The following is a 26,055-nucleotide window of genomic DNA, read 5'->3' as shown; positions in this document are numbered from 1 at the left end:
GGTCGAACCAGTGCGCGGTCGAGAGCTGTTCGGCCAGGAACCGGGTCATCGGCGGTTCGTCCTCGCCCGGTCGGACGCGCCAGACGGCCTCGACCGTGACCACCAAGACCGTCCAGCACACCGTGGTGCCCGGCGACAACCTCTGGAGCATCGCCGAGCAGTACTACGGCGACGGCACCCGGGATCTCGACATCTTCAACGCCTCCACCGCAACCGTGCAGCCGGACGGGCAGCACCTCACCAACCCGAACCTCCTCCGGCCCGGGTGGAACCTCACCGTCCCCAACGTCGCCGTCACCCAGACGCCTGCTCCCGCGCCGCAGCCCGCCGCCCCCGCACCGTCGCCGTCCTCGAGCGCATCCTCGAGTAACGCCGGAGCCGACACCGACACCGATGCCGGCGCTCCCGCTGCGCCGAACCCGTCGGCCTCGACAACACCGAGCGCCTCCGCATCCGCCTCGACGACGCCCACAGCCACGCCGAGCGCGTCGTCCACCGCCGCACCGACCGCGAACAGCAACACCGGCGGCGCGGCCTCGCAGCACGCCGACACCGCCTCGGTCGACAACGACGACGACATCAACATCCCCCTCGCGACCACCGGTGGCATCGCCAGCGTCCTCGCCGCGGGCCTCCTCAGCGCACTGGCGGCGCGGCGCCTCAAGCAGCGTCGCAAGCGCCGCCCGGGCACCCGGATCGCGATGCCCGAGCCGGACGCCGCGAACCTCGAGCTCGAGCTGCGGATGATCGAGAACCCGCTCGGCCTGCAGGACATCGACAACGCGCTCCGCAGCCTGCAGATCTGGGCCGAAGACACCGGCGCCGTCCTGCCAGAGCTGTTCGCCCTCCGCCTCGAGGACCAGGAAATCGCGCTCTACCTCAGCGAGCCCGCCGACCTGCCCGCACCGTTCGTGGCCGCCTCTGCCGACCGCACCGCATGGGTCGTCCTCCCCGGGACGGCGACCACGCCCGCACGAGAGTCCGTCTCCCCGTACCCCGCGCTCGCGACGATCGGCGTCGACGACCACGGCGGCGTGCTCATGCTCGACCTCGAGCAGATCGGCTCCCTCAACGTCGTCGGCGACGAAGACACCGCCCGCGGCGTCCTCAACGCGATCGCCGTCGAGCTCGCCGAGAACCCCTGGTCCGAACAGATCGAGGTCACCCTCGTGGGTATGCCGCGCGGGCTCGCCCGAGATCTCGACCGGTTCCGCGTCCAGCACGTCGACGACACCGCGGCCCTGGTCCGGAACCTCCGCACCAGCCTCGCCGGCCGCGAAGCCTCCTTCGACAGCTACGGCGTCGACGGCGTCCACAGCGCCCGCACCCGAGCCACCGATGCCGAGTCCTGGGCGCCGCACGTCGTCATCCTCGGCCAACTCCCCGACGAAGCCGTGCAGCGCGAGCTGCAGGAGCTCGTCGAACGCGTCCCGCGCCTCGGCATCGCCACCATCGCCAACGGCGAGACGCTCGGCGCCGGCTCGATCGTCCGGATCTCGTCAGCGACGAGCGCCGAGCTCGTCTCACCCGGCGACGTCATGCCGCCGTTGCCCTTCACACCCCAGGTGCTCCAGGGGCGCGAGCTCGAGCTCGTGCAGGAGCTCTTCGCCACAACCGAGCAGGACAGCGTCGCGGCACCCAACACCGCCCCGATCGTCACCGTCGATGCCCCACAGCAGGCAGCAGCGGCCACAGTCGGCGCTCTCGCGGACGACGAGCAGCAGGCCGACCTATTGGACGTCACAGCTGCCCCGAGCCCGGAGAGCGCCACACACGGCGTCACCGCCGCCGTCGACGCGTCCGCCGAGGCGGAGCAGCCAGCTACGGCATCCGAGGACGCCGAAACCGCCCCCGCGGAGCCCGTCGGTGTCGCAGAACCGGCCGACGATGTCACAGCGGCCCCGATCGATGTCTCACACGCGGCTCCGGATGTCCCAGCGGCGGCCGAACCCGTCACCGCGCCGGACTGGCCCGCCCCCTACGTGCGGATGCTCGGCCCCGTTGACGTGCTGCACCTGGCCGACCCGGACCGGCTGCCCGGCCGCGGCGCCGAGCTGCTGACCTACCTCAGCCTGTCCGCCCCCGTGAACGGGACGATGCTGCAGCAGGCGTTCTGGCCCGACACCGTCAACGCGAAGGACAGCCAGCGCAAGCTCGTCCGCCTCGTCCGCCAGGCGCTCGGCGCCGACCCCGACGGCACCCCCTTGTTCCCCGAGAACAAGAACCAGGAGGGCTACCAGCTCCACCCCGCCATCGGGACCGACTGGCACGACTTCCGCCGACTCATCGGCGACGACCTCGCCCGCACCAGCAACGAGAACCTCGTCGCCGCGATCAAGCTCGTCCGCGGCACCCCGTTCGCCGGCATCAGCACCCGTCGCGGATGGTGGGCGTGGATCTCCGTCCTGCAGGAGGAGATGATCGCCGCGGTCATGGACGCCGCAGACGAGCTCGCACGCCGCGCACTCGAGATCCGCGACGTCAACCAGGCCCGCTACGCCGCCGGCATCGCCAAGGCCGTCGAACCGCTCAACGAGGCCGGCTGGCGCACCGAACTGCGCGCCGCGATGCAGGACCGCGACGTCGACGAGATCAACCGCATCGTCGACGAGATGTACGCCCGCGTCGGCGGCGGTGACCCGGACTACGAACTCGACGAAGAGACCGCAGAGCTCGTCGACGCCGCAACCCGATGATCGACGTGGCCCCGGACGCTCAGCGACTCCGGATCTCGACCACGCTCGCCGCGAGCATCGCGGCCGCGGGCGGTAGTGCACTGCTCGCGATCGCGTTGCACCCGGTCCTCGGCACGGCGGCCTACGCGTGGGTCCTCACCGCGCTGCTCACCGCCGGCGCGATCGCGCCCGTCACGATCGACCTGCGTGTCCGGAAGCTGCCCAACCGGTGGGTAGCCCCGATCGCCGCCGCCGGGGCCGTCCAGGCCTTCGCCATCGCCTACGCGACCGCGGACCCCTGGCGCGTGTTCTGGCCGGTCATCGTCGGCAGCATCGTCGCCGCGTTCTACATTGCCCTCGGCCTCGCCGGCATGTTCGGGCTGGGCGACGCGAAGTTCGCCGCCGCGCTGAGCATCACCGCCGCGATCTACGCCGGCCCCCTGGCCCTCTACCTGATCCCGATCGCCATCCTCCTCGGAGGACTCTGGCGGGCGGTCCTCGCCGCTGCCGGCCACGGCAAGCGGCCTCGAGCACACGGCCCCGCGATCGCGATCGCCGCACTCGTCATCCTGGTCACGACGATCGCGCTGCAGCAGGCCGGCGGCGCCCTGCAGTGACCACCCGTGGCGGCGTGCTCGAGCTGTTCACCCCTCGAGGCCCGAACATGCCCGAAGGCTTCCGCATCCCCTTAGGCTGCAGCCATGTCAATGTCAGACGTGCGGGTGCGTATCCCGCTTGTTCGTTTCGAATTTGATGCACCAACTGGTGTTTCATTCGATGAACTTCAAGCTGATTTGCGTGAGTTCGTTGAGCTTGCTGATCTTCTTGTTTACCTGAGCGAGCCCGTCTTTGATTACGCATTAACGAGGTACGTGGAGGGGTCAACTTCATCGTCGTTGCGCCTGCGGTCGGTGAGGTATGGGAGCCCGCTATCTATCGATGCAGAGATAGTTGGGGATATCCTACTGGTGGCTAAATGCGCCGGGGCCATAATTGGTCTGATGTACGCCTACGCGAAGGTGCGAACCGAGTGGTATAGCGGCAACTTGAAGCGTGCGGAGGCTCGAGCGAAGGAGCTGGAGAACGCAGGCCTTGTCGCCCGCAAAGAAGACACGAACGCTATGTTTCGGCAGGCGATCGACTCAATGCCGTCCGATTCGGTTCTCGACGCGGATATCCAGCTACGCCTTCGCGCCCTGCTTGATCCTCCCCTTGGCAACAAGGCAGTTGCACGGAGTGGTTCCAGATTGGTGAAGAGGCGTAGTGCGCTAACGCGTATTTTCTTTAAAGCCGACACGGAGCGTTCTGTCTCGATCGCCGTTGTGAACGATCAATGATTTAGCCGTCAGTGCCGACCATGCGGCTCGCCTCAACGGCTAGCGTCAGCGCTGCCGTCCCACTGGCCCTCCACGGCGCCGAACGCCCAAAGTGCCCACCCTCCTTGCAGCACGTAGATCGCGGCGCCGCGGAGCCGGTACGTCACGCCGACCAGCTCGCGGACCAGCGCGATCATGGCGTCGGCGCTCGTCGTGGTGAACTCCTCGCCCTTCCGGTTCAGTCGCATCAGCTCCCACTCCTTCGAGAACAAGTCGTCCCGGAGTAGGTCATGCACGAACCGGTTCCGCCGCTCGTACACGGCGCGCGCGGCGTCGAGCGTCGCCAGGATCTTCGGGCGCTCCTCGTCGGTCAGTCGCTCCGTCGTCGCGACCTTCCGAGCGCACTTCTCGGCGTTCTGCTGGAAGAAGTCAGGGGCGTCCCGGAACGCGTCAACGGCGGTCTGTCCGTCCAGCGCGGCGTGGAGGAACCGCAGCGCCGCATCCATGCTCGTCGTCTCGGCCACGAGCCGCCCGAGGAGGAACGTTCGCCGGTCGTCCGGCTCCAGGGCGTTGAGCGCATCGAGATCCATCCCGGCATCGTGCCAGCTCACGCGCCGAGCACTCGCCGTCAGGGAGGGTGTCAGCGTGATCGCTGCCCGCCGACGTCGCGCCCGATCTGGTCAAGCTCCGCGTCGACGCGACCGCGCGGCCGGAGCTTCCGATGCGTCACGAGCGGACGGGGCACCCACACCTTCTGCAGCCGTCCCTGCCAGGTCGTGTCGACGAGCACCGCCTGGTCGGAGGCCGCGACGGCGAAGCCGTGCGTCCGGAGGTGACCGATCTCGAGGTAGTCGAGCTCGACCCACACCGGCATCGGCTGCTCGAACGCCGTTGCATCTGCTCGGTCCGCTTCCGGGGCCTGCTCGGGCGTGTAGAGCGTCACGTCGGGGTGCTCGGGCGGGTGCCAGACATACCGTCGACCGTCCCTGCCGGCGGCGGGACGGTCGCGGTCGAGGAACGCGTCAGCCATGCGCCCAGTCTGCCATCTGTTCGAACGTATGTTCGATTACGTGGGATCATGACGGGCATGGGTAAGAACCGTCGGTACGGCACAGATGTGTCGCGTGCTGCGATCAACGAGTTCCTGACCCGAGCCTCGCCCGTCTCGCTGTCCCCGGAGGAGATCGGACCGGCGCCCGTGGTCGACGTCGACGGCGGCGACACAGTCGACGTGTGGCTCCGGTTCGTCGAGACCCGAGTTCAGGAACGTGCCGTCGTGGTCGCTTTCACCGATCGCGCCGTGCAGGTCGAGGTGACTCGTCGCGACGGGTCGCGGTACCGGGTGTGGGTCTGGCGAGGGGCTGTCACACGTGCGGGGCGCGATCGGTAGACGCCTTCCGCGGTGAGTGCTCGCCGCGCGCGGAGAACGCCGCACCGGGGTCGCCGTCGCGCAGCGCGCGGTCGTACTTCGCCCACGACTCCACTTGCAGCGGGGACGGCTGCTGCCCCGCGTGCACGGCGCGCGCGATCTCGTTCGCGTACAGGTTGCGCATCTCTTCCGCGGCCTTGTGAAGCGGCATCACGGCCTCCACCCCAGATTCCCCCGCACCGCCGTAATTCGATGCGTCCGCACGATTCTGGCGAGCCGTGCGAGATCCCACCACCCCGAGTGTGAGGGGCGATCTAGGGCGGGATGTCCGATTCGGAGCCCTGGCGGCACCTACTCCCGATGAGGCGCGCGTTTCGCCGCATGTCTCGGCACGTCGCCCACCTTCGGCCGACGTTCGTGCAACCACCAGGAGTCACCATGACCGCCGTAGAGCTCTACTTCGCCGCAACTGTCGTCGCCGGCGCCATCTGGATCTTCGTGCCCGGCCCCGTCGGGACCCGTGCGCTGCTGGTCTTCCGCATCCTCGCCCGCGACACGCACGGAAGCGGCGCCGGCGCGGAGCGCGACGACGCGGACACCGCGGTGTAGGTCAGTTCTTCGTTCGTCCTCGGGTCGCGGCCTGGGTCTTCATCAGCCCGGTCTCCGTCATCTTGAGGATCGTCGCCGCTTCACGCCAGGTGATGCCCGCCGCTCGAGCGGCCTCGACTGCGTCGTAGCGCCGCGAGATCACGACGTCGAGCTCCTGCCGGAGCCGCTCGATGTCGTCGGCGATGTCCTTGAGCTGATCGCGGGCGTCGTCCTGAGAGGTCATGCCAGCACTCTAGGTCCACCCAGTTACCCAACCCGGTGACACGCCAAACACAACCCGGTTGATAAACATGGTTGACAGACCCAACCCGGTTACCTAACCTGGTTGACATGAGGACAGCATTCGAACCCGGCCAACGTGTAGCCGGCATGTACATGAACGAGCGTGGGGCGACGGTGCTCGACTACAGCGGCGTGGTCGTCACGGTGACGCCGGCCGAGCTGTGGCCCCGCCTGGAGATCCGCTACCGCGACGGCCAGACCCGCACCACCTCGGCGCACCCCGACTTCGTCATCCCGATGGCTGGCCCGATCGAGTGGGCTCGCCGAGTCTGGGAAACGGCCCCGGACGCCCCTGCCACCGCCGAAGCCGTCGCCGCGGTCCTGCTCACCCAGGGGCACTCGCTCTCGATGCACGAGCTCATCCGGGTCGTGTGGGTGCTCCGCTTCGACCCGGACTCCCTCTCCGACCCCACGGCCGTCGATTTTGTCCCGGTTCGGGCTGATCACGGCACCTCTAACAGGTAGAGACGCCCGAAGGGAGCCACCATGCAGATCGAACCCACCGACCTGGTGCCGCTCGTGATCCACGTGCCCGCCGCGACGCTCGTGCAGCTGACCGTGATGGGGCGCATGCGCGCCGAGCCGGCCGCGCCGAGCGCCCTGGTCGAGACCCTCGTCGACAAAGCGATCCACACGCCCCGCCGGACCCCGCTCGTGCCCGTCGTACCTGTCGTGCACCGCACCCTCGACACCCTCACCGGCGGCGACTCGATGCAGATGCTCGCCCACCGCCTCTCCGGCTACACGACGGAGCAGATCGCGAAGATCTTCGGCCTGTCCATCGAGGACACCGCCGCCCACTTCGAGCAGCTCGACAGCGCTCACCGCAGCAGGACCCACCGGCAGCCCCGGAACCGACTGGAGGCCATCGCATGAACCGCCCCGACGACGTGGATTTCGGCTTCGACATCCCCGTGCACACCGACCTCCCGCGCACCCACTGGATGGCACTCGACGCCTACGCCACCGCGAACGGCACCACGGTCGCCGCGCTCCTGCGCGCCGCCGCCGTGCACATCCTCAACGTCGCCGGCGCCGCGGCGATCGACGCCGCCACCCCCGCGCCGGTCCGTCCAGCGCCGCCGGCACCGATCGAGATCCCGACTCCAGCCGTCCCCGACGACGAGCCTGCCGCGGCCGAAGCACCCACGCCCGTGGTCGCCCTCCACTCCGTCACCGATGACGACGTGCGTCGCCTCCACGGAAACGGTCTCAACGACGTCGAGATCGCCGCAGAACTCCGCTGCAGCGAGCACACGGCGTTCCGACTCCGCCACATCAAGCTCGGCCTGCCGAAGAACGTGACCGGGCGCCCCTCCAAGCAGCAGAGGACCGCGTGAACACCATGACCAACTTCGTCTCTCACTACCGCCGTGCGATCTTCTGGGCCACCAGCCACGGCGCCGACGCCGCCCTCTCCGACAAGTTCGCCGAGGCGTACGCCACTCTCCTCGAGGACGCCCCCGCCAACCGGTACCCGGACCTGTCCGATCCCACGCCGGCCGAGTTCGCCGACATCAACGTGCTCGAGTACGGCCAGCTCGTCGACACCACCCCGATCGGCACAGTGGTCCCCATCGGCAGCCTGTGGGTCGCCCGCTGCACCACCTGCCAGTGGAACCCCACCCGTGAGGACGCCACCACCTACGAGGCAGCCGAGCGTGCTGCCGCGCTGCACAACTCCGACATCCACTCCCCGGCCCGCCGGCCCCAGTGGAGCGACGTCGCCGCCTGGGCCGCCGCCGAACGTTCTGGAGCACACGCGTGAGCCGCCGCCGGAACCTCTGGAGCGGACTCGCCGCCGCGGGCATCGCCGTCGCACTCCTCGCCGGCGTCCACTACGCCCCCGGGCACACACCCGCCGGCAGCCTTTCCGTCAGCGCCGCTCCTGGGATCACTGACCAGCTGCGTCACGACGGTCTCGTCAACGGCGCCACCATCAACACCACCGCCGTCCGCAAGCTCCTCGCCGAGATCCCGGCCACGGCCGCGGCACCCACCACGACGTACGAGCGGGACTCGTTCGGCCCGGCTTGGGCAGACACCGACCGCAACGGCTGCGATCAACGCAACGACGTTCTCGCCCGCGATCTCACCGCCGTCACCTACAAGCCCGGCACTCACGACTGCGTCGTCCTCAGCGGCACCCTCGCCGACCCGTACACCGGCCACGAGATCTCCTTCACGCGCGGCTCAACGACGAGCACCGCCGTGCAGATCGACCACATGGTGCCGCTGTCCTGGGCCTACCAACACGGCGCATCGACGTGGACCGAGCAGCGGCGCGAGCAGCTCGCCACCGACCTCAACAACCTCACCGCCGTCGACGGCCCGAGCAACGAGTCCAAGTCCGACCAGGGCCCGGCGACCTGGCTCCCGCCAGCAGCGTCATACGCGTGCACGTACGTCACCCGCTTCACCTACGTCGTGCACCGCTACGACCTCACCCTCGACTCGGCCGACCGCGCCGCCATCGACCGCACCCTCAACACCTGCAAGTGAACGGACCAGCCATGACCCGGACACCCTCAGAACCAGCAGGCCTCAGCGACTTCATCCCCGAACGCGACGGCCACGCACTGATTCTCGGCGCCGACGCCGGCAACGAAGCTGTGGGCTGGTGCTTCGCCAACGCGCCGGGCGCCGACATCGTCGTACTCGCCGACCTCCCCGCCCGTCTCACCGGCCCCCGCATCACCACCACCACTGACCCCGCCGACTGGGACGAGCTGCTCGAGCGAACCCTCGGGGAAGTCGCACGCCGCTACTCGACCGCCCTCACCTCCGTGCAGGCCCGGCGCCTGTACGTCGTCATCGACCTCGGACCGCTGCTGAGCACCCCGCCTGCTCTTCCCGAGTCCGAACGGCGGCTGCTCCTCGAGCGGCTCGACGAGCTCGTGCAGATCGGCCGCGCTGCAGCCGTGCACGTTCTCGCGATCGCCACCGAACCGGCGGCCGGCTACCGCGTCAGCAGCAGGGTCCGGAATACGGCCCGGGTCTTCCGGGACCCCAGGAGCGACGCGTGATGCGCGGCCGTCAGATCCGAGCTGCGCTGATGCTCGCCCTTCCGAGTGTGCGCCTGTGGTGCTACCTCGCCGGCGGAGCGCTCCTCGTCGTGCTGGGGGCGGTGCCGAGCGCAGTTGAGACGTCACGGCTCGCTCGGGCGCTCGGCCTCCTTCCGGAGCACGCCGGACACGGCGCCGCCCTGGTCGACGTCGTTGGACGCATCGCCTTCATGGTGACCGGTGCAGCCGTCCTCGTCGCCGTCCTCACGCTCGCCGTCCTGGATGGCTTGGACGAACTGCGCCGGCACAACCTCGACGGCGGGCGGACCCGCGCATGCTGACCCTCACGGACCTCTTCGCCGGCGCGGGTGGCTCGTCGACCGGCGCACTGCAGGTGCCGGGTATCGACGTCCGGATCGCCGCGAACCACTGGCAGCTCGTGTGCGACATCCACGCCCTGAACCACCCGAAGACGGACCACGCCGTGGTCGACCTGCACCAGGAGCGGCCCTCGTTCTTTCCGCGGACGGACATCCTGTGGGCGTCGCCGGAGTGCACGAAGTGGTCGCAGGCGAACGGGTCGAAGCTGCCCGCGATCGAGGAAGGGCTGTTCGAGGACCCGTTGTCGGACGAGGCGAAGAACCGGTCCCGGCTGCTGATGTTCGACGTGCTCCGGTTCATCGAGTACCACCGGTACCGCCTCGTGATCGTCGAGAACGTCGTCGACATCGCCACGCAGGCGAAGTACCGCACCGCGTGGGACATCTGGCGCTCCGAGCTCCGCGCGCTCGGGTACCGGTTCCGCGTTGTGTCGCTGAACTCGATGCACGCCCAGGCGTACGGCGCCCCCGCCCCGCAGTCCCGCGATCGGATCTACGTCGTCGCGTGGCCCGAGAACGCTCCGGCGCCTGACATCGATCGCGTCCTCCGGCCGAAGGCCTGGTGTGACCGCTGCGACGCCGTGGTGGAGTCCGTGCAGTCGTTCAAGGGCCGCCGCACCGTCGGCCGCTACCGGCAGGCGTACGTGTACTGCTGCTCCCGCTGCGGGCAGGTCGTCGAACCGGGCTGGCTGCCCGCCGCCGCGGCGATCGACTGGAGCATTCCGGGGGAGCGGGTCGGCGACCGCCTCAAGCCGAAGACCCGCGCCCGCATCGCCGCGGGCATCGCCCGCTACTGGGGACCGCTGACACTCGAGGCCGCCGGCAACACGTACGACGCGACCGACCCGCACCACCGCCAGCACGGACAGCTCGACGGCTACCACCGCGTGTGGCCGGTCGAGGAACCGCTCCGGGCGCTCCACACGACGAACTCGAAAGCGCTCGCAGTCCCGGTCGAGGGCAGAGACGGGAAGGACGCGCTCCCGACCGCTGCTCCGCTGCGGACGCAGACGACGCGGGCCGAGACGGCCCTCGCGCACGTGCCGTTCGTCGCTGAGATGTACGGCACGTCGACGGCGCGCACCATCATGGAGCCCGCCGGGACGTTCACAGCTGGCGGGAACCACCACGGCCTCGTGATGACGAACCAGCACACCAACCGCGCGCACTCCGTCTCCGAACCGATGCCGACCGCGACGACCGCCACGGGCGGCGGCCAGGCGCTGCTGCAGCCGTTCGTGACGCAGTTCCGCGATCGCGCGGACCGGAACCTCGATCCGCACACCGATCCGCTGCGCACGATCGTCGCCGACGGCGCTCAGCACGCCCTCGTCCACCGGATGAACACCGGGGGCGCATCCATGACGACGTCGCCCCTCGAGTCGCTGCGCACCCTGACCACCGCAGGGCACCAGGCGGTCCTGCAACAGCCCTCACACCGCCAGCTCACCCCTCGCGATCTCCAGCAGGCCGAGGAGCTCGTCCCGGAAGTGCTGTTCCGGATGTTCCAGCCGCACGAGGTCGCCGCCGGCATGGCGTTCCCGGCCGACTACCTCTGGCAGCCGCCGGACCGGTCAAGGCCGGTATCGAACCGCGATCTCGTCAAGGCCGCCGGCAACGCCGTCACACCGCCAGCAGCCAGGGATCTCATCGCCGCCGGCGCCGCGTCGATCGACGCGACCTACGCGGTCGCCGCGTGAGCGCCCCGGACGGATTTGTCCCGGTGGCCGCGACGAAAGGCACCTCTAACCAGTAGAGGAAGCAACTCGGCTCGCACCGACGAACGGAAGGATCGACATGGGGTACCAGGTCTACGAAGACCCCGACCACAGCTGGCGCTGGGCCGGGTACGCCGTCCCCGCAGAGTGCGACTGGGACGGCTGCGACACCCGGATCGACCGAGGCCTCGCCTACAAGTGCGAGGACCACGGCGACTACGTCCTCATGCTCGACGGCGAGGAGATCTCCTACGCCCACTTCGACGACGAACCCGACGCCGAGGAGGTCTGGCAGGAACGCGACGGCTGCGGGCTGTACTTCTGCCCCGACCACAAGACACGCACCGGCGAGCACGCCACCGTGCAGCCCAAGCCGGACTCGCTCGAGTGGGAAGCGCACATCCTCAGCGACCACTCCTGGGCGCCCTGGCGGGAGCAGCACGCCACCCGGGTCGGTGTCATGCGCGCCCGAGCCCTGCACACCGCGGAGGCGACCCGGTGAAGTACGTCCGCTGCCCCTCCTGCGCCGGCACCGGCTACCTCGACGACGAGCTCGCAGCCAACGAACCCGCCGCCGTCGCCTGCACCACGTGCTGCAGCTACGGCTGGTTCGACCTCGAGACCGGGAAGCCGGCCAACGTCGAACCGCCGCTGTTCACCCTCACCGAGGAAGGAGTGCTCCAGTGACCGAATACATCTACGGCGCCGCCCGCGCGCTCGCCGCAGTCGACAGCGAGGCCGAAGCCGCCGAGCTTCCGTCGCCGACCGAGGTCAAGCCCAGCACGCTCGTCCGCACCTCTGGCGGGCGCACCTGGCTCCGCGTCCACAGCGATCCCGTGGGTGCCCGCTGGCGACAGGTCACACTCGTCCCGCGCGCAGAGCTCGCCTACCGCCGAATGCGCTTCCTCGCCCTCGTCGCGATGGCAAGCACGGCGGTCGCCTGGCTCTTCGTGGTCCCGGATCTGCCCTGGCTCGGCTACGGCAACTTCGGCATCCCCGTGTTCATCGGAGGTGTCGCAGCCGCCATCTGGTGGCAGCTCCTCATCGAGAGTGATCGCGACGGCCTGATCAGTGCAGGGAGGACCGTCATCGACCGCGCCGGCGCACCGGCGGCGAAGGCGGGCGCCGAGCCCACCACGATCCCTGAGCCGCTGAGTTCCGCAGCTGAGATCCTCGCCGGCGGCGTCATCGACCCGTACGAGGGAATGCCCCGGCAACTGCCGCTTCCTCGAGCGACGACACCCGGCACCGTGATGCGCATCAACGGCGCCGTCTGGCGCCGGTGGGGAACCAGCTGGTCACCCGTACACCGACTCGTCACCCGCCAGCAGGAGCGTCGGCAACGCGTTCTCGACGCGATGCTCCTCGTTGCCGGTGCCGGCTTCGCCCTCGCCGGCGTGCTCGGCTCCGATCTCGACCCCGCGGCGCGGAATGCCCTGCTCCTCATCGGCGAAGCGAGCCTGCTCCTGGGCTTCCTCGCCGCCGGGGCTGCACGCCACCGTGCAGAGCTCCCCGTCAACCACCACGAGACGAAAGACCAGTGAGTGACCCATGCCCACGACCCCAGCACCCATCACGCCAACCGAGCGGGACCGCTCGATCGCGTACCTGACCCGGACCATCAACGGCTACGAGCAGGACCGCGACACCACCGACACCAGCACCGAGACCGGCCTCGCTCACGCCGCCGTCCTCGACATGACCATCGCCAGCTGGCGGCACCGCCTCGAGGCGACGCTCACAGCGGCCTGACCGGAAGGACCCACTCATGACCGTCACCGTGTACACCAAGCCGTCCTGCGTGCAGTGCACCGCGACGTACCGGGCGCTCGACAGCAAGGGCATCCCGTACGAGGTGCACGACGTCTCCGCCGACGAGAGCGCGCTCGAGCACGTCAAGAGCCTCGGCTACCTGCAGGCGCCCGTCGTCGTCACCGACGACGACCACTGGTCTGGCTTCCGCCCGGACAAGATCGCCGCACTCAGCGCATGAGCACCATCGCCGCGACCCGACCCGCCACCGAGGTTGAACCGATCGTCGAGTTCGAACCGGTCACCCTCAAGCGCGGCAAACCGGTCGAGCTCGTGCGCTGGTGGCACTCGGAGGACGGCTGGTCCCACGACCTCGTCCGCGGCAGGTACCGCCGCCGGAACCGTGAGGGCATCACGCTCGAGATCGACGGCGAACTGCGCGAGTTCCCCCGCAACCAGTGGCACGTGTGCGCCCCATGAGCACCGAAGGATCACCGCAGTGACCAAGCGCTACGAGTCGCTCCAGACCGTCGTCCCGCACGACGACTCCCCGAGCCACAACTACGCCCGCACCAACAAGCTCGCCCAGCGCCTCTCGGATCTCAACAGCTGGGCCGGCCGCGGCTACGAGGTGCGCCACACGCACGTCTTCACCCACCACGACGTCGAGGTCTACGTCGACGACCTCGAAGCGGACGTCGACGCTCCTCGCCGGTTCTGAGGAAGCTGCTCGGCGTCGATCGGTCCCGCCTCCGTGTCGAACGTGTTGAACCAGACCACGTCGCCGGACTCGTTCCGCTCCGAGGGGTACGCAGCTCCCTCCACCGCTGGCGGTGAGCACCGTCCTTTCCCGACGTCGACGCACACGTGCTCGACAGCGGTCACTCTGGGATCGAGCGGAATCCGGGTCAGCGGCACGGGGACCGCGTACGAGGACCAGTTGCGGTACTTCGTGACAATGAACCCATCGCCCAGGTGCCATCCGCAGCGGGGGCAGTGCTGCGCGGTGTAGCTGGTGTTCGTCGTCTTGCTGTGCGCCGACCGGTACTCCGTCGCCGGTGGGAGCGAGCTCGCAGCCAACGCCTTCCGCACCTCCGTCTGGAAGACCGCCTCGGGTCGGTCCCGCACCCAGGTCGGGTACCTCGAACCGAACGACACCGTCCCGATCTGGCCGCATCGGGTCTGCAACTGCACGCCGCCGAGCCACCAGAACGAGAACCACGCGCCGCAGCGCTCGTTGTGGCACTTCGACATCGCCGTGACGATCTCGAGCGCCTCGACCAACGCCTCGTATCGCGGCCGGATCTCACGCCGAAACCACCGGGCAAGCGCCGTACGCATCGGAATGAACGTGCGGCCCTGGGCCAGCCCAACAGGCATGTCCATCTGCAGCGCGTCCGCGGAGCCGCGGAGGTTCCACAGGCCCCGGCCCTGGTTCTTCGGCCCGACCAACCACACGCACCGCACGCCGGCACCCTCGTACCGCGCCGTTCGACGAGCGAACTCCTCCGCCGTCTGGGCCGCCCACTGCACCTCGATCGCCACCGAGGGCACACCCGGCTTCGACACGAGCACATCTGCGATCCACGAGCGGTCCGGCGCCGGCGCTTCGACGATGGCCTCCCACCCGTGCTCCCGAGCAACCTCCGCAACGAGCGCTTTCGCGGCCAGGTGCTCGCGGGACTCCGGACCGCCCTCGTGGAGGTCACAGATCGCCTTGTGGCGGAAGTACCGAGTACCGGCCCGCTCCACGGGCACCCCCGACTCACCGCACGCCATCACCAGACCGCGGTCTCGGTACGTCGCTCGCACGCGACCCCACGCCCCATCATCCAGCGCCCAGGACTCGACGCGCTCGCCACCCCACAGCGCGACCAACGGCATGACCGCCCCCTCGACTCCAGATCCCAATCCCGGTCATCCCGCTGCAAACCGGTGTCATGAGCCGCAGCAAGCACACCGCCACACCCTCCAGCGTCGATACTCCAGAAAGCCCGCGCGACACGCACAGCCCACCCTCCACGAAGCCCCGCACAGGTACATTCGTCCTAGCGAGAGGAGCCCGACCCCATGACGAAGCTGCTCAACTACGCCGACATCGCGAAGGCTCTCAACGTCTCGATCGAGACCGTCTGGGCCTACGCCGTCCGCGATAGCGACTTCCCTACCCGCGTGAACCCGGAGACGGAGCGCTCGCCGCTGTTCCTCGAGGAGCAGGTCGACGAGTACCGCCGACAGAAGCGCGAGCGCGCCCGCGGACGGGCCGGCCACCCACCTCGCGTCCAGGACGCCTCTGAGCGCGTCTCTACGGGTCGAACAGCCGGTGACCGCATCAGAGGGCTCATGGAGGCTCCCGACGCCCCAGTGAGCGACGTGCGGGCTCTGGCGGGGCTCCTGGGGCTGGAGGCGCCCGCACTTCGGTATCGGCTGCGTGGTCAGACGCGATGGAAGCCGGCGGAGCTGGAAACGATCGCCCGTGTGTTCCGGGTCTCGGTCGACGAGCTCACCGGCGCCCTCGAGCTCGTCTGAGCAGCGGGAGCTGACATGGCCCGTCCTCGGGTGAAGGTAACGGTGAACGACCGGGAGCTCCGCAAGCTCATGCAGGGGATCGGTCGCCAACTCGACGAAGCCGATCGCAGCTTCCGGGAGACGCACACTGGACTCCCTGTCCACGTCGTGCGCGCCGACGTCGTAGACGCGTTGCCCAAGGGCATCACGTTCCCGCCGGAAGCCCTCGACGACTACGCCGCGGCAGTGTCTGCAGACAAGCCGTTCGAGTTCCGCCTAGGCGGGTAGCGCGCCGAGCAGCTGGAATGCGTGCTGCGTGAGCTCTGACCCGAGCTCACCGGCCATCGCCGTCGTTATCGCCAGGCCCAGCTTCGTCACGATCCCGCGGACCGCGTGCGGACGCGCCTGCCCATCGACCTCGGCGCGCAGTTCCGCGACAGCCGTGGCGAGCTCGGTGCGAGCCTGCTCGTTCTCGACGTCGTGGAGCCGGCGCGAGATCTCGTCGACGAGCTCGCGGGCCTGGTCCTGCCAACCGATGTTGATTGTCTGGTGCACGTCGTGGCTGTTCTGCGCCACATTCGCCGGTCCGTGGAAGTTGTTGGTGACGGTCGACCCTCCAGACGTCTCCTCGTTCACTGGCTCGTTCACTGACCTGCCTTCCTCGGCGATCCACCGCCCCTTCGCGGTAGGTGACGGCCGCAGCGGATCGGGGCGCTGGCTTGCCATCGGACCCTTGATGAAACGCCCCTCGTGCAACCACTTCCCGGTTTGCTCGAGGTCCTCCTGCGTGTACGACATCCCCAAGTAGGTCGCGCCCGTCGCCAGGAAGGCGTCCGACGTCGGTGAAGCGCCAGCGTCGTCCTGATCAACGACCCACACCAGGTACTCGTCCCGCATCCGACGCCGGCGAGCACGCACGTTGTTGCGCGCCGTCTCCAGCGCGGCGCACGTATCCCGGCCCTGTGCCGTCGGACGGGCATCCCAGGCACCGGTACCGCGCCAGTAGACGTTCAGATGGCCCGCGGCCTCAAGCTCCCGGACGCGCTCTCTCAGCTCGTCCACGGCAGCGTGCTCTGGTTGAGCTCCGAGCAGATCAAATGCGTTTGCCTGCGGGTTCGGGCTCCGCTCGGCGGCAGCGGCAATGATCCGGCCGAGCACGTCGAGCCGGCGGAGATCCTCGGGGGAGTAGTCAGCCACGTCAGGACCCTACTCACCAACAGCGACACCGCGACGGGCTATAGCGGCTCATCGGGCCGTCGAACGCACCTTCAGCGGATGCTTGACCCCATGAGCAACAAACGACCCGAGGAACGTCTGCTCGAGCGGATGGCGCGAGCGATCGTCGCGCAGCACCTCGACACACTCGTCGAACGCAGCGACGACGGCACTGCACCCGGGCAGCCCGACGGCCTGATCCACCTCACAGACGGGTCCTACGCGCCCCTCGAGGTCGTCAGCGACAACGACGTCCCGCACCGCCGCCTCCGCGACGCACTCGACCGGCAGGGCGAGACGATCACCATCGGCCCAGACGCCCCCGGCTGGTACGTCGCTCTCAACCACGGCAGCAACCTCAAGAGCATCCGGCAGCGTGTCCCTGAGATCCTGCAGCAGCTTCCCCCGTCCGAGTTCATCGGCGGTGTGGTCCCCGCAGACACCTGGGCGGCCGGCCCGGACCATGCCCACCGGCTCGCCGCGCTCGCCGCGCTCGGCGTCGCCTACCTCGCCGCCTACCCAGACCGACCGGGACTGATCGGGTTCGGCACCAAGGGCTGGAGCAACTGGCAGGACCCTGTCACCGTCACGGGCTGGATCTCCCGTGTCCTCGAGCGCGAGGCCGACGTCGCCGAGAAGCTGCACCGCCATGGCGGCTCGGAGCGGCATGCACTGATCTGGGCGACGCTTGGCAGCGCCTGGGCCGTCAACGACGCCCTCAACTGGCACCCCGACGCCCCTGCACTCCCGAAGCCCATCGGACCCGACGTCGACGATGAGCTCTGGGAGATGCTTCTCGGACCCGAGCATGAGCGCCGCCCGCCGGCACCGCTGCCTGACCCCGACCTGCCCGCTCCGATCACGCACCTGTGGATCGCCAGCACCCTCTCCCGCCGTGGAGCGCTGCACTGGAGCCCCGCCGGCGGCTGGGAACGAACCGGTTGGCGCACGCCCGATCACGAAGACGCCATCGACGCGGCGATCGGCCCTGTTGCACCTGAGGCCCTGGGAGACTCGACGCCATGAGCGGGCTGATCACGTGGGAGCGACCGGAGATCCTCGAGCGTGGTGGCCGCCAGCGCCCGGACTTCGCCGAGGACCCGAGATTCATCTTCCCGTGGCGCTGGTGGACCGACGACCTGACATCGTCCGAGAATGAGTGGCGTTCGTACAGCCGTGATGACGAAGAGGTCGCCCGCCTGCTGCTCGTCCGCAACTTCCGAAGCCACACCGCGGGCCGGTCTGTCCCTGCGGTGCTGATATCAGACCTCGAGGTGCCGACGGGGCTCCGAAGAACGGGACAGTACATCGGCACATCGCTCGTCAAGGAGCTCGTCGAAGAGTTCCGCGGATGGGAGATCTACGTCGGTCCGACCTCATCCTCGATGTGGTTCTGGGACGGGTTCGAGTGGCCGATGTGCAACTGCGAGGCCTGTGACGGCAACGAGCTGATCGTGCGGCGGCCGGCCTAGCTGGGGAACAGTTTCGGAGCGCGGTCCTGCAGCAGGTACCGGTCCATGTCGCTCTGCAGGAGGGGGACGCCTTCCCGCTGCGTGGTCGACTGGTCCGTGTACCAGTAGAGCCGGCGCACCCCGCCGGAGGTGTGCTGCTGCGCGACCTGACGAGCCTCCGCAGTGGTGAACAGCCACACCCGGTCCGCTTCCAGGGAGGTGAAGGCGAGCAGCTGCGCAGGGGTGTCGTGCGGGAAGTTCCACCCGATCGCCAGCCTGCCCCGCCCGCCGGCGGGCGTGCTGCGCTCCACTGTCTTGACCTGCATCGTGGTCGCCGCGCCCGTCGCCGGCGCGTAGACGACCAGGTCGATCCCCGCATCGGTCGTCAGGCGTGCGCTATCGATGCCGAGCTTGAGCAGCTGGTACTGCACCAGCAGCTCGCCGGCGGCCCCGATGTGCTGCGTCGTACGGCGTTTCTGCGGAGGCGGGAGTGTCACCAGGCGGCGTTCACTGGGCCGCGGCGTAGGCGTCACGCACGGCCTGGCTGATGCGTCCGCGCGCTGCGACCTCGTGACCGTTCGCAGCCGCCCACTCGCGGATCTTCGCCAGCTCGTCAGGGTCCGTGCGTCCGGAGGAGCTTGTCCGGGTACGAGTCGATCGACCGCTGGTCTTCCGAGCTGCCGCGACGTAGTCCGCGAACGCCTCGCGGAGCTTGTCCGCGTTCTCGTCGGTCAGGTCGATTTCGTAGCCAGCTCCGTCAAAGCCAAACTGCACAGTCTTTCCCGAGCCATCTCCGATCGTCTCGCCAGTGAGGTCGTCAACGAGTGTGGTCGTGATCTTCTGGGCCATGCTGCTCCAATTCGAGAGGTTTGCCCGCAGCATTGCACACGCCGCGACCTGCACTTGGCAGCTCCCACGGATAGTCTCCGAGAGTATGCCTGCCCGCTTCCCGACAGCTGACGCTCTCGAGTTGCCGCAGGACCGTCACGCACCGGAAGGCAGGGCGCATGCTCCGCGTCTACTTGGATCAGAATAAGTGGATCGATCTCGCGAGAGCTGCGTCAGGACACGGGAAGGGAACGCCTTTCATTGACGCGCTTGATGCGGGGCGCGCCGCGGTCGAGTCTGGACGGGCTTCATTCCCTCTTGACTTCTACCGGTACGCCGAGACGGGGAAGCATAGCAATGCGGAAGCTCGGATTCGTCTAGCCGATTTCATGTTTGAGCTGTCGCGCCAGGAAACGATCGCTCACCCACGGACATTGTTGCCTGGCGAAATCGATGTGGCCTTGAATCACCGCTACGGGCGGCCGGCATTCCCACGGAAGCCGAAGGTATTCGGCACTGGCATTACGCACATACTGGAAGTCCTCGAACTGCCGAAACTCGACTGGAGCCGACTTCCGAGCGGCCACGGCTTCACTGGGGACAAGCTCGCCCTGCTGAAGGAGATCGGCGACCGTGTCATCGAACTCGAGCTCCTTCGGGCAGGCCCTGAGACAGCACGGAGCATGGGCATCGATACCAAGCTGCGAGACCTGGACGATCAATTCGTTGCAGATGAGGAGAGGGTCGGCGAAGAGATCCGCAAGCGAGGGTTGCGCGATTTCCACCTAGAACTTGCTGTGCGAGCTTCTGATCTCGGAGCGATGCGGACCCCGATAACTGAAGCACTCGACCGAGTTGGAATGTCGTGGGAGAGCTTCGCCGACGGGCTCCTTCCGACCGAGGCAGTGAGTTTCGTCGACGACTTGCCAACGCGGCAGGTAGCTAACGTGATGCGGGCTGCAAAACTTCGGCAGAGCGAGCAGAAGTGGGAGCGAAACGATTTCAATGACATCGCCGCGCTTTCTGTTGCTGTTGTGCACTGCGACGTCGTAGTGACGGAGAAGCAGTGGGTACACCGCCTACATCAGGCTGGCGTGGACCGCCGTTACGGAACGACGCTCCTCAGCAACGCCACGAAGCTCCCGGAGGTCCTCGCGCGGGCGTCGGCCGAGTAGCTGGCACGCGTGCGCGACGCCTTCGAGACCGGGGAGCGAAGCGCCTATGCTCCGTGCCATGAACGACGGTGCCCGAGATGCTCTGCAGTGGCTCACCGTGGATGAACTCGCGGCGCTACGGCGGCAGCTGGTCCGGGACTACGATCGCGCGCTTCGCGCCCCTGACTCCGACCTTGAGCGGGTCGCCGACATCTGGGCAGAGGCCGACGCGATCGCCCTGGTGCAGCGGGAACGACGTTCGGCGGCGCCGGCGGCGCCGAGTCGGCTGTAGCCCCCGATGGCGCTTGGCGCCTGGGCCGGACAACGGGTTGTAGGTGCCACCGCGGTGTGGTGATCGCCCTGCGAAATCCGAATCGTTTGACAGCGTGGCTGCACTTTCCTGCAATCGAGTCGCGCGGTGTGTGACTCGGCGCGCGTAGAGCGCCAGAGTAGGGCCATGACGGAAAGCCATGAAGACTGGGAAGCCAGACTCGGGCGGCTGTCTGCTGCCGCAGACGAATGGTCGGCTCGGACCAACGACGCTCCCGCAACTCAGAAGAGAAGCGCTCTTGGAGGAGACGACCAGCGACATCTGCATGTCTCAGGGCTTGCTTGGTACAGCATTGTTGTTGCTGTCGAGCATCTCGACTTCACGCTGACAGCGATGCGAGCGACCAGCACGCTGTACCCAACGGCGTACTTGACCAGCCTGCGATCTGCGTTGCTCTCGGCATCGCACGCCGTGTGGGTGCTCGCGCCGAATCAGCGGGTGGAGCGTCGTGCTCGAGCGATGCAACTTCAGGTGCAGGACTTGAGGGACCAGCTGGCAATGGTCCGCGGTGTGTTTGCGCTCACGGATGAGCAGTCGGTTCTGCGCGATCAAGATGCCGCCCGATTGCAGAAGCGCCTCGACAGTTGCGTCGTCCTCGCTTCGGAGCTGGGGCTTCCCTCGGCGGCGACCGCACGGCTCAACAACACGGACGTGATCACCTGGGCGGCGAAGCACGTCCATCGGCAGGACGAGCCGTTGCTCGCGAGTGGAGTGCAACTGCTGTGGCGTACCGGGAGTGCGGCAGCACACGGACAACGTTCCTTCGCGATGACACGCCTTGATCGGAATTCGCAGCGGACCGATGACGGGGGCACGGTCATGGAGCTCCGCGGGGATCTCGCGCGGGATGTCGGACCCAGCGCCGCGGCGGCGACCTTCACGATTAGCGAGGCCTTACGGCTGTATGACTCGCGAAACGGTGCGTAGATCAGCAGCCAAGAACCGCGAAAGCGACCGGGGTCAGAGCCCGAGATAGCGGCACGCTGCGACTCGCCGGTCGGCGTCGTCGAGGCTGTCGCACTGGAAACGTAGGCCCGAACGGAGCATGCACACCTGGCACTGCTCCGGGAGGGCTTCGACGTCCGCAACGGGTTCCGGGTCGTCAGCAGACCAGATTCGGTAGCCACCTTCGACGGCTTCGAACTCGAACCAGTCGAGGAGGAACCGTTCCCCGCGCTGCACTAGGAGCCCAGCCGGTCAGCAGCAGTTGCAGGTGTCGGCTTCTCGCTCGCCGGTGAGCGCGGAAACGGGCTGCTTGCAAGCGTCGCCGCGCCAGGCTTCCAACCCCTCTCGGACAGCGAATACGACCACGATCAGCCCCGCCACCGGGTCCGCCCACGACCACCCGAACAGCGTGTTGAGCAGGAGCCCGATCAGGACGGCGGCGGAGAGGTAGCTGCACACGAGGGTCTGCTTCGAGTCCGCGACCGCGGACGCGGAGCCGAGTTCCTTCCCGGTGCGCCGCTCCAGGAGGCTGAGGAACGGCATGACCGCGAGGCTGACCGCCGCGAGCACGATCCCGACGGTGCTGTGCTCCGGCTCACGGAGCCCAGCGAACGTGAGGGCGGCGTCGACGGTGACGTACAGCGCGAGGCCAAAGAACGACACCGCGATGACCTTCAACGCAGTGCGCTCTCGCGCCTCCGGGTCACGGCCAGCGAACTGCCACGCCACCGCGGCTGCGGAGAGGACTTCCACGATCGAGTCCAGACCGAATCCGATCAGCGCCGTCGAAGATGCCACCGTGCCGGCGGCAATTGCGACGAACGCCTCGATCACGTTGTAGGTGATCGTCGCGGCCACGATCCATCGCACCCGCCGCTGCAACACGTTCCGGCGCGCGGGAGACAAGGGCGCGCCGAGCTGCACGGCGGCGCTCATGCTCCGGCTCCGCAGCACAGGGGCACGTCGCAGTCCTCGTCCGTGCACTCGGCGCCGTCATCGACGGCGAGCACGACGTCCACCAGTGCGTCCAGCGCTCGTGTCAGGTGCGGGTCCGCGATCTCGTACCGGGTGCTGCGCCCCTCTGGGACGGCGACGACGATCCCGCAACCCCGGAGGCACGCGAGGTGGTTCGACACGTTCGTTCGAGTCAGGTCCAACTCCTCCGCCAGACGCGCCGGATAGCCCGGGGCTGCCAAAAGCCGGAGCAGGATGCGAGACCGCGTCGGGTCCGCGAGGGCACGGCCAAGACGGTTCATGACGTCAAGTCGGGACGCTATGGTCAGCATGCGGTGACTATACATCGAGAGCTGACGTAAGTGCAGCGCGAGCCGGGGGGGCTTCCGCGTGGCTTGGCAAATCTGCCAAGCCGCTGCCATGTCGCCGCGGATTTTGCCATGCTCGCGCGGAACCTACACAGGCCCGTGGACGCACGGAACGCCCGGCCTGAAAGGAACAACTGTCAGATCGAACCTTGGCCGGGCGTCCTGTGGAGTGATTCTACGGCAGGATGCGGCGAGCGCCCCTAGTAGCGACGGACTCGGAGGGTATGCCGACTTGGGGGTGGTGGTTGAGTCACCCCTGGGTGGTGTGTGGTTGTCGGTCCCTGTGGTCTGTGGTCGCTACCTCCTTACATGTACTAATGTACGCGATTTTCGCGTGAGTGTCAACCGGGTTGGGTATCCGAGTTGGGCGTTCCGGGCCGCCCAACTCGGACCGGTCATCGGGTCATCCGCGCTCCGTCCAGCCGGTCGGCAGCGCCACTGGGTTGCCGCATCCCTCGTGCACGTAGCAGAGGCCGTCGTAGTCGGAGCGCTCGTCGTAGACGGGGCTGATGCTCCGGTGGTCGTGGTCGAACTCGTCGGCCGCGACGATCGTTGTGCGGTCGCTGGTGTCGAGGACCCCGAGGGTCTCGCTGTTCTCGACGTCGGCGCCGCACCAGGGGCAGCGGATGCCCGCGTAGGTCTCGCCGTCGTCGGTGATCTGTACCGGGATGAGCGGCGGGCAGGCGGTCTCGCGGATGCGCTGGTCGATCGCTGATCGGATCGCGAGCGCGAGGTCCGGGTGCTGATCGATGAGGCGGAGTACCGGGGCCAGCGTGGAGGACTCCGCGCCGATGAGGGCCGTCGGCACCGCTTCGATGGTGTCGCTCATGCGTGCGCTCCCTTCGTCGTCGTGCCGATCCCACACCGGGCACAGGACACGTCCTCGGCGCACGCGGGGGCGTCACAGAGGTCGCAGTACCAGGTGCCGTCGGCCCAGTCGGCACGGGGGCTGAACAGGTAGTCCGGGGTGGGGGCGTGGCGGCCACGGAACGCCAGCCGGGTCCCGTCGGCCCGGTGTGCCCACGGCAGCGGATCACGGTCCCCGTCCGTCTCGCCCTCCCACACCTCGCGGATGATGTGCGCGGCGGTGTCCGCTCGCCCGAGCACGTCGAACAGGGCGGCGAGGGTGAACCCCTCGGTCATGTTGAGCGAGCAGAGCACCTGCGTGCTGTCCCACTCCAGGACCATCGCCGACGCGGCCTCGGTCGCGGCGGCGCTCACTGCTCGGTCCCCGTCGTGGTCAGGTTCGACCAGGCTTGCCCGTCGATGTTCCCGTAGCGCTCGTGCACGGCTGCTCCGGCGTCGTCCACGTACTGGCGCACCTGCTCGACGGTCAGCGTGCCGGGGTCGAGGCGCTCGCCGTAGAGGGCTTCCCAGCGGTCCGGGTCGATCTGGACGACGCCCTGGTAGACGGCGGTCTCGGTGATGTCGAACACGGCCCAGGTGGGCCGGTCGGTGGTGGTGGTCATGGTGTCTGTCTCCCGATTCGTGTCGGTGGTGTTGAGGGGCGGGAGGGTCGGCGTCGGCCGACCCCTCCCGCGTTGGTCACTCCGCGGGCGGGGTGAAGGTGAGCGTGTCGACGAACGTCGCGTAGTCGGTGCCGTCGAGCACGGCGGTGTGCGCGAGCGCCCACCCCATGTCCGACGCGACTCGGAGTTGGTTGTCACGGTCGGTCAGCGCCGCTGTGCGGGCCTCTGTGGCGTCGTCACGCTTGGTGACGACTGTTCGGATGGTGTCGATCTGGCGTCGCATCTGAGGGCCTCCCAGGGTCTAGGGGGAGGGGGCGGCTGGTGGCCGTCCCCTCCCGGTGTCGGCTAGGACCGGGCGGTGCTCACGTGCTCGGTGGTCCAGTCGAGCGAGGCCCAGGAAAGTGCCTCCCGCATGTCGCTCTCGCTGAGCGAGTCGCGGGCGATCGCGTAGGCGTCGTCTTCGTCGCGGCAGGTGGCGGTGTGCGTGTAGGTGAAGGTCAACGTGACCTCCATCTCCACGTCCCACTCACGCTCCCGGCCGACGCCGCCCATCGCCTCGGCGATCCGGTCGTACTCCTCGCAGAACCCCTCCGAGTAGGCGGTCTCGCCCGCCTGGACCCAGAAGTCGTGCAGGCGGGGGTCGGACCCCTCGGTGATCTGGCCGGTCTCAGCGCTCACGGCCCGCTGCCGTGCGGCCGTGAGTGCCGATTCGAGCTCCGCGATCCGAGCGGCGTCGGCCGCGAACCGAGCAGCCGCCCGAGTCGGGGTCCACGCGTCGGCAGGGGAGGCGATCTGAGCGGCGCTGGTGTTGTTGTCGATGAGGGTCATCGTTGTTCCTTTCTGGTTCGATCTGACATGTACGAATGTACGGGCGACCACCGACATTCGCGTGGCCGCCCGTCGTCACTCAGCAGATTTCGAAGCCACCAGAGCGCCGAACGAACGCGGCGAACTCGCGCACCAGGCCGACGTCGAGCGAGTACGAGGCTTCCCACGGCTCGGTGTCACCCTTGCCGTCGCAGGCGTTGCACCAGTTGCGGGCCGCGAAGCCGAGCCGCACGCCGACCTCATCGGAGCGCGTGCCGGTGCCCTCGCAGAACCGGCACGTCAGGCGCGGGAGTGCCGCGATTGCCTCATCCCGGGCTTGCACGTAGGCAGCAGTGTGGCCGCTCGTGAGTGCCTGCTGGAGGGCCGTTGCGAGCGCCACCGAGTCTTCGTGACCGAGGCCGTCGCGGTCGTTGCTGTGGAGGTAGGTCACCTTCGCCATGAGGTCGGGAGCGACCTTCACCAGGTACTCAGCGAGCGGGTGCCACCCCCAGACGCTGGCGCGGAAGTAGCGCCCCGTCTCGTTCTCCGGGTTCTTCCCGTAGACATCCATTCCCATTGTGTTGCCCCTTTCAGGTTCGATCTGACATGTACGAATGTACGGAGTACCACTGACAATCAGAGGTCGCCCTCGCCCCCGATCTGTGCGCCCGCCCTTGTCCCGCCCGCGCGTCGGCTGGGTGTCTGGTAGTTCGGGTGTCTGTCAGTCCGGGAGTCCGTGAGTTCGGGTGTCTGGTAGTTCGGAACTCTGGTACTTCGGGACTCTGGAAGTCTGTAAGTTTGGATGTTCCGTTAGGTTGGGACTTGTCGTGGGTTGGGGGAGGTGGTTGGGTGGGGTGGTCGCGTGGTGCCGGTGGTGGTCGGGCGGCGGGGTGCTGTGTGGCTGTGTGCGGGGTTGGGC

At 68.3% G+C, this 26,055-nt stretch carries 42 protein-coding genes; 26 read left to right on the top strand and 16 right to left on the bottom strand.

What is annotated here, in order from left to right; all coding sequences use genetic code 11:
• Nucleotides 1-95 precede the first annotated feature (95 nt).
• The 3 genes from DEJ04_RS17535 to DEJ04_RS18290 all read left to right on the top strand — a co-directional run bounded on the left by DEJ04_RS17535 (nt 96) and on the right by DEJ04_RS18290 (nt 4,012).
• Nucleotides 96-2,696, top strand: coding sequence for a LysM peptidoglycan-binding domain-containing protein (locus tag DEJ04_RS17535; protein ID WP_258371424.1), 2,601 nt, complete (start codon nt 96-98; stop codon nt 2,694-2,696).
• Between the two features lie 5 nt (nt 2,697-2,701).
• Nucleotides 2,702-3,292 carry a prepilin peptidase gene (locus tag DEJ04_RS17530; protein WP_181437876.1) on the top strand — a complete coding sequence of 197 codons (591 nt, stop codon included), beginning with the start codon at nt 2,702-2,704 and terminating at the stop codon, nt 3,290-3,292.
• Nucleotides 3,293-3,376: 84 nt separating this feature from the next.
• Nucleotides 3,377-4,012: a hypothetical protein gene (locus DEJ04_RS18290; protein ID WP_146248762.1), complete on the top strand. Its 636-nt coding sequence runs from the start codon at nt 3,377-3,379 to the stop codon at nt 4,010-4,012.
• Nucleotides 4,013-4,044: 32 nt separating this feature from the next.
• Here the strand turns inward: DEJ04_RS18290 and DEJ04_RS17525 are convergent, their stop codons facing one another.
• From DEJ04_RS17525 to DEJ04_RS17510, 3 genes are all read right to left on the bottom strand, one after another.
• The gene (locus DEJ04_RS17525) at nt 4,045-4,581 is read right to left on the bottom strand and encodes a hypothetical protein (protein ID WP_111047937.1); all 537 of its coding nucleotides are present in this window, start codon (nt 4,579-4,581) and stop codon (nt 4,045-4,047) included.
• Nucleotides 4,582-4,631: 50 nt separating this feature from the next.
• Nucleotides 4,632-5,021, bottom strand: coding sequence for a hypothetical protein (locus tag DEJ04_RS17520; protein WP_111047936.1), 390 nt, complete (start codon nt 5,019-5,021; stop codon nt 4,632-4,634).
• 334 nt (nt 5,022-5,355) lie between these two features.
• The gene (locus DEJ04_RS17510) at nt 5,356-5,571 is read right to left on the bottom strand and encodes a hypothetical protein (protein WP_146248761.1); all 216 of its coding nucleotides are present in this window, start codon (nt 5,569-5,571) and stop codon (nt 5,356-5,358) included.
• A gap of 227 nt (nt 5,572-5,798) precedes the next feature.
• On the opposite strand from DEJ04_RS17510, the gene DEJ04_RS18565 reads away from it, so the two are divergent.
• Complete coding sequence (locus DEJ04_RS18565; protein ID WP_181437875.1) at nt 5,799-5,969, top strand: hypothetical protein; 171 nt, start codon at nt 5,799-5,801, stop codon at nt 5,967-5,969.
• 1 nt (nt 5,970) lies between these two features.
• Here the strand turns inward: DEJ04_RS18565 and DEJ04_RS17505 are convergent, their stop codons facing one another.
• Nucleotides 5,971-6,192 (bottom strand): hypothetical protein, encoded by a 222-nt coding sequence (locus DEJ04_RS17505; protein WP_111047933.1) that lies wholly within the window; start codon nt 6,190-6,192, stop codon nt 5,971-5,973.
• Between the two features lie 107 nt (nt 6,193-6,299).
• Here DEJ04_RS17505 and DEJ04_RS17500 point away from each other — a divergent pair, with 107 nt between their 5' ends.
• From DEJ04_RS17500 to DEJ04_RS17430, 15 genes are all read left to right on the top strand, one after another.
• Nucleotides 6,300-6,716 (top strand): hypothetical protein, encoded by a 417-nt coding sequence (locus DEJ04_RS17500; protein ID WP_146248760.1) that lies wholly within the window; start codon nt 6,300-6,302, stop codon nt 6,714-6,716.
• 21 nt (nt 6,717-6,737) lie between these two features.
• Nucleotides 6,738-7,127: a hypothetical protein gene (locus tag DEJ04_RS17495; RefSeq protein ID WP_111047931.1), complete on the top strand. Its 390-nt coding sequence runs from the start codon at nt 6,738-6,740 to the stop codon at nt 7,125-7,127.
• The gene (locus tag DEJ04_RS17490) at nt 7,124-7,591 is read left to right on the top strand and encodes a hypothetical protein (RefSeq protein ID WP_111047930.1); all 468 of its coding nucleotides are present in this window, start codon (nt 7,124-7,126) and stop codon (nt 7,589-7,591) included. Before DEJ04_RS17495 ends, DEJ04_RS17490 begins: the two co-directional genes overlap by 4 nt.
• Before the next feature lie 5 nt (nt 7,592-7,596).
• The gene (locus DEJ04_RS17485) at nt 7,597-8,019 is read left to right on the top strand and encodes a hypothetical protein (RefSeq protein ID WP_146248759.1); all 423 of its coding nucleotides are present in this window, start codon (nt 7,597-7,599) and stop codon (nt 8,017-8,019) included.
• On the top strand, nt 8,016-8,753 hold the full coding sequence (locus DEJ04_RS17480; protein WP_111047928.1) for an HNH endonuclease family protein: 738 nt from the start codon (nt 8,016-8,018) through the stop codon (nt 8,751-8,753). The genes DEJ04_RS17485 and DEJ04_RS17480 overlap by 4 nt, the downstream gene beginning before the upstream one ends.
• 11 nt (nt 8,754-8,764) lie before the next feature.
• Complete coding sequence (locus tag DEJ04_RS17475) at nt 8,765-9,277, top strand: hypothetical protein (protein WP_111047927.1); 513 nt, start codon at nt 8,765-8,767, stop codon at nt 9,275-9,277.
• Nucleotides 9,274-9,597, top strand: coding sequence for a hypothetical protein (locus DEJ04_RS17470; RefSeq protein WP_146248758.1), 324 nt, complete (start codon nt 9,274-9,276; stop codon nt 9,595-9,597). Before DEJ04_RS17475 ends, DEJ04_RS17470 begins: the two co-directional genes overlap by 4 nt.
• Nucleotides 9,591-11,336 (top strand): DNA cytosine methyltransferase, encoded by a 1,746-nt coding sequence (locus DEJ04_RS17465; RefSeq protein ID WP_111047925.1) that lies wholly within the window; start codon nt 9,591-9,593, stop codon nt 11,334-11,336. The genes DEJ04_RS17470 and DEJ04_RS17465 overlap by 7 nt, the downstream gene beginning before the upstream one ends.
• 97 nt (nt 11,337-11,433) lie before the next feature.
• Nucleotides 11,434-11,856, top strand: a complete 423-nt coding sequence (locus DEJ04_RS17460; RefSeq protein ID WP_111047924.1) for a hypothetical protein — start codon at nt 11,434-11,436, stop codon at nt 11,854-11,856.
• Nucleotides 11,853-12,041 carry a hypothetical protein gene (locus DEJ04_RS17455; protein WP_111047923.1) on the top strand — a complete coding sequence of 63 codons (189 nt, stop codon included), beginning with the start codon at nt 11,853-11,855 and terminating at the stop codon, nt 12,039-12,041. The genes DEJ04_RS17460 and DEJ04_RS17455 overlap by 4 nt, the downstream gene beginning before the upstream one ends.
• The gene (locus DEJ04_RS17450) at nt 12,038-12,898 is read left to right on the top strand and encodes a hypothetical protein (RefSeq protein WP_111047922.1); all 861 of its coding nucleotides are present in this window, start codon (nt 12,038-12,040) and stop codon (nt 12,896-12,898) included. The genes DEJ04_RS17455 and DEJ04_RS17450 overlap by 4 nt, the downstream gene beginning before the upstream one ends.
• Before the next feature lie 7 nt (nt 12,899-12,905).
• Nucleotides 12,906-13,106: a hypothetical protein gene (locus tag DEJ04_RS17445; protein WP_111047921.1), complete on the top strand. Its 201-nt coding sequence runs from the start codon at nt 12,906-12,908 to the stop codon at nt 13,104-13,106.
• Nucleotides 13,107-13,122: 16 nt separating this feature from the next.
• Nucleotides 13,123-13,347: a glutaredoxin-like protein NrdH gene (gene nrdH, locus DEJ04_RS17440; protein WP_111047920.1), complete on the top strand. Its 225-nt coding sequence runs from the start codon at nt 13,123-13,125 to the stop codon at nt 13,345-13,347.
• Nucleotides 13,344-13,586 carry a hypothetical protein gene (locus tag DEJ04_RS17435; RefSeq protein ID WP_111047919.1) on the top strand — a complete coding sequence of 81 codons (243 nt, stop codon included), beginning with the start codon at nt 13,344-13,346 and terminating at the stop codon, nt 13,584-13,586. The genes nrdH and DEJ04_RS17435 overlap by 4 nt, the downstream gene beginning before the upstream one ends.
• Before the next feature lie 19 nt (nt 13,587-13,605).
• Nucleotides 13,606-13,827: a hypothetical protein gene (locus tag DEJ04_RS17430; protein ID WP_111047918.1), complete on the top strand. Its 222-nt coding sequence runs from the start codon at nt 13,606-13,608 to the stop codon at nt 13,825-13,827.
• Here the strand turns inward: DEJ04_RS17430 and DEJ04_RS17425 are convergent.
• Entirely contained in the window at nt 13,779-14,990 is a 1,212-nt protein-coding gene (locus tag DEJ04_RS17425) for a competence protein CoiA (RefSeq protein WP_111047917.1), read from the bottom strand. The two genes, DEJ04_RS17430 and DEJ04_RS17425, sit on opposite strands and share 49 nt — an antisense overlap.
• A gap of 186 nt (nt 14,991-15,176) precedes the next feature.
• Here DEJ04_RS17425 and DEJ04_RS17420 point away from each other — a divergent pair, with 186 nt between their 5' ends.
• Both DEJ04_RS17420 and DEJ04_RS17415 read left to right on the top strand, forming a co-directional pair.
• The gene (locus tag DEJ04_RS17420; RefSeq protein WP_111047916.1) at nt 15,177-15,635 is read left to right on the top strand and encodes a hypothetical protein; all 459 of its coding nucleotides are present in this window, start codon (nt 15,177-15,179) and stop codon (nt 15,633-15,635) included.
• Between the two features lie 42 nt (nt 15,636-15,677).
• Nucleotides 15,678-15,902, top strand: coding sequence for a hypothetical protein (locus DEJ04_RS17415; protein WP_111047915.1), 225 nt, complete (start codon nt 15,678-15,680; stop codon nt 15,900-15,902).
• Here the strand turns inward: DEJ04_RS17415 and DEJ04_RS17410 are convergent.
• Nucleotides 15,891-16,811, bottom strand: coding sequence for a hypothetical protein (locus tag DEJ04_RS17410; RefSeq protein WP_111047914.1), 921 nt, complete (start codon nt 16,809-16,811; stop codon nt 15,891-15,893). The genes DEJ04_RS17415 and DEJ04_RS17410 overlap by 12 nt on opposite strands.
• 90 nt (nt 16,812-16,901) lie before the next feature.
• On the opposite strand from DEJ04_RS17410, the gene DEJ04_RS17405 reads away from it, so the two are divergent.
• Complete coding sequence (locus tag DEJ04_RS17405; RefSeq protein WP_146248757.1) at nt 16,902-17,855, top strand: hypothetical protein; 954 nt, start codon at nt 16,902-16,904, stop codon at nt 17,853-17,855.
• Nucleotides 17,852-18,301 carry a hypothetical protein gene (locus DEJ04_RS17400; RefSeq protein WP_111047912.1) on the top strand — a complete coding sequence of 150 codons (450 nt, stop codon included), beginning with the start codon at nt 17,852-17,854 and terminating at the stop codon, nt 18,299-18,301. Before DEJ04_RS17405 ends, DEJ04_RS17400 begins: the two co-directional genes overlap by 4 nt.
• Here DEJ04_RS17400 and DEJ04_RS17395 read toward each other — a convergent pair.
• Together DEJ04_RS17395 and DEJ04_RS17390 are read right to left on the bottom strand one after the other, a co-directional pair.
• A complete protein-coding gene (locus DEJ04_RS17395) occupies nt 18,298-18,777 on the bottom strand; it encodes a hypothetical protein (RefSeq protein ID WP_146248756.1) in 480 nt (159 codons plus the stop codon). The two genes, DEJ04_RS17400 and DEJ04_RS17395, sit on opposite strands and share 4 nt — an antisense overlap.
• 10 nt (nt 18,778-18,787) lie before the next feature.
• Nucleotides 18,788-19,129, bottom strand: coding sequence for an Lsr2 family protein (locus DEJ04_RS17390; RefSeq protein WP_111047910.1), 342 nt, complete (start codon nt 19,127-19,129; stop codon nt 18,788-18,790).
• 158 nt (nt 19,130-19,287) lie between these two features.
• Between DEJ04_RS17390 and DEJ04_RS18285 the strand changes: the two genes are divergently transcribed.
• The 3 genes from DEJ04_RS18285 to DEJ04_RS18280 all read left to right on the top strand — a co-directional run bounded on the left by DEJ04_RS18285 (nt 19,288) and on the right by DEJ04_RS18280 (nt 21,520).
• Nucleotides 19,288-20,283, top strand: a complete 996-nt coding sequence (locus tag DEJ04_RS18285; RefSeq protein WP_146248755.1) for a hypothetical protein — start codon at nt 19,288-19,290, stop codon at nt 20,281-20,283.
• Nucleotides 20,284-20,341: 58 nt separating this feature from the next.
• Entirely contained in the window at nt 20,342-20,554 is a 213-nt protein-coding gene (locus DEJ04_RS17375; protein WP_146248754.1) for a hypothetical protein, read from the top strand.
• Between the two features lie 165 nt (nt 20,555-20,719).
• Nucleotides 20,720-21,520, top strand: a complete 801-nt coding sequence (locus DEJ04_RS18280; protein ID WP_146248753.1) for a hypothetical protein — start codon at nt 20,720-20,722, stop codon at nt 21,518-21,520.
• Nucleotides 21,521-21,790: 270 nt separating this feature from the next.
• Here the strand turns inward: DEJ04_RS18280 and DEJ04_RS17360 are convergent, their stop codons facing one another.
• The 8 genes from DEJ04_RS17360 to DEJ04_RS17325 form a co-directional block, all read right to left on the bottom strand.
• Entirely contained in the window at nt 21,791-22,474 is a 684-nt protein-coding gene (locus DEJ04_RS17360) for a cation diffusion facilitator family transporter (RefSeq protein WP_111047939.1), read from the bottom strand.
• Nucleotides 22,471-22,824, bottom strand: coding sequence for a helix-turn-helix transcriptional regulator (locus DEJ04_RS17355; RefSeq protein ID WP_111047904.1), 354 nt, complete (start codon nt 22,822-22,824; stop codon nt 22,471-22,473). Before DEJ04_RS17355 ends, DEJ04_RS17360 begins: the two co-directional genes overlap by 4 nt.
• 439 nt (nt 22,825-23,263) lie before the next feature.
• A complete protein-coding gene (locus tag DEJ04_RS17350; protein WP_111047903.1) occupies nt 23,264-23,689 on the bottom strand; it encodes a hypothetical protein in 426 nt (141 codons plus the stop codon).
• On the bottom strand, nt 23,686-24,081 hold the full coding sequence (locus DEJ04_RS17345; protein ID WP_111047902.1) for a hypothetical protein: 396 nt from the start codon (nt 24,079-24,081) through the stop codon (nt 23,686-23,688). Before DEJ04_RS17345 ends, DEJ04_RS17350 begins: the two co-directional genes overlap by 4 nt.
• Nucleotides 24,078-24,329 (bottom strand): hypothetical protein, encoded by a 252-nt coding sequence (locus tag DEJ04_RS17340; RefSeq protein WP_111047901.1) that lies wholly within the window; start codon nt 24,327-24,329, stop codon nt 24,078-24,080. The genes DEJ04_RS17345 and DEJ04_RS17340 overlap by 4 nt, the downstream gene beginning before the upstream one ends.
• Before the next feature lie 76 nt (nt 24,330-24,405).
• Nucleotides 24,406-24,612 carry a hypothetical protein gene (locus DEJ04_RS17335; RefSeq protein WP_111047900.1) on the bottom strand — a complete coding sequence of 69 codons (207 nt, stop codon included), beginning with the start codon at nt 24,610-24,612 and terminating at the stop codon, nt 24,406-24,408.
• A gap of 62 nt (nt 24,613-24,674) precedes the next feature.
• Nucleotides 24,675-25,157: a hypothetical protein gene (locus DEJ04_RS17330; RefSeq protein ID WP_111047899.1), complete on the bottom strand. Its 483-nt coding sequence runs from the start codon at nt 25,155-25,157 to the stop codon at nt 24,675-24,677.
• A gap of 79 nt (nt 25,158-25,236) precedes the next feature.
• Nucleotides 25,237-25,707, bottom strand: coding sequence for a hypothetical protein (locus tag DEJ04_RS17325; RefSeq protein WP_258371423.1), 471 nt, complete (start codon nt 25,705-25,707; stop codon nt 25,237-25,239).
• Nucleotides 25,708-26,055 lie beyond the last annotated feature (348 nt).

Origin of the sequence: Curtobacterium sp. MCLR17_044, assembly GCF_003234435.1 — a bacterium.
Lineage (GTDB): Bacteria > Actinomycetota > Actinomycetes > Actinomycetales > Microbacteriaceae > Curtobacterium > Curtobacterium flaccumfaciens.
This window is presented reverse-complemented; position numbering and strand designations above follow the sequence as displayed.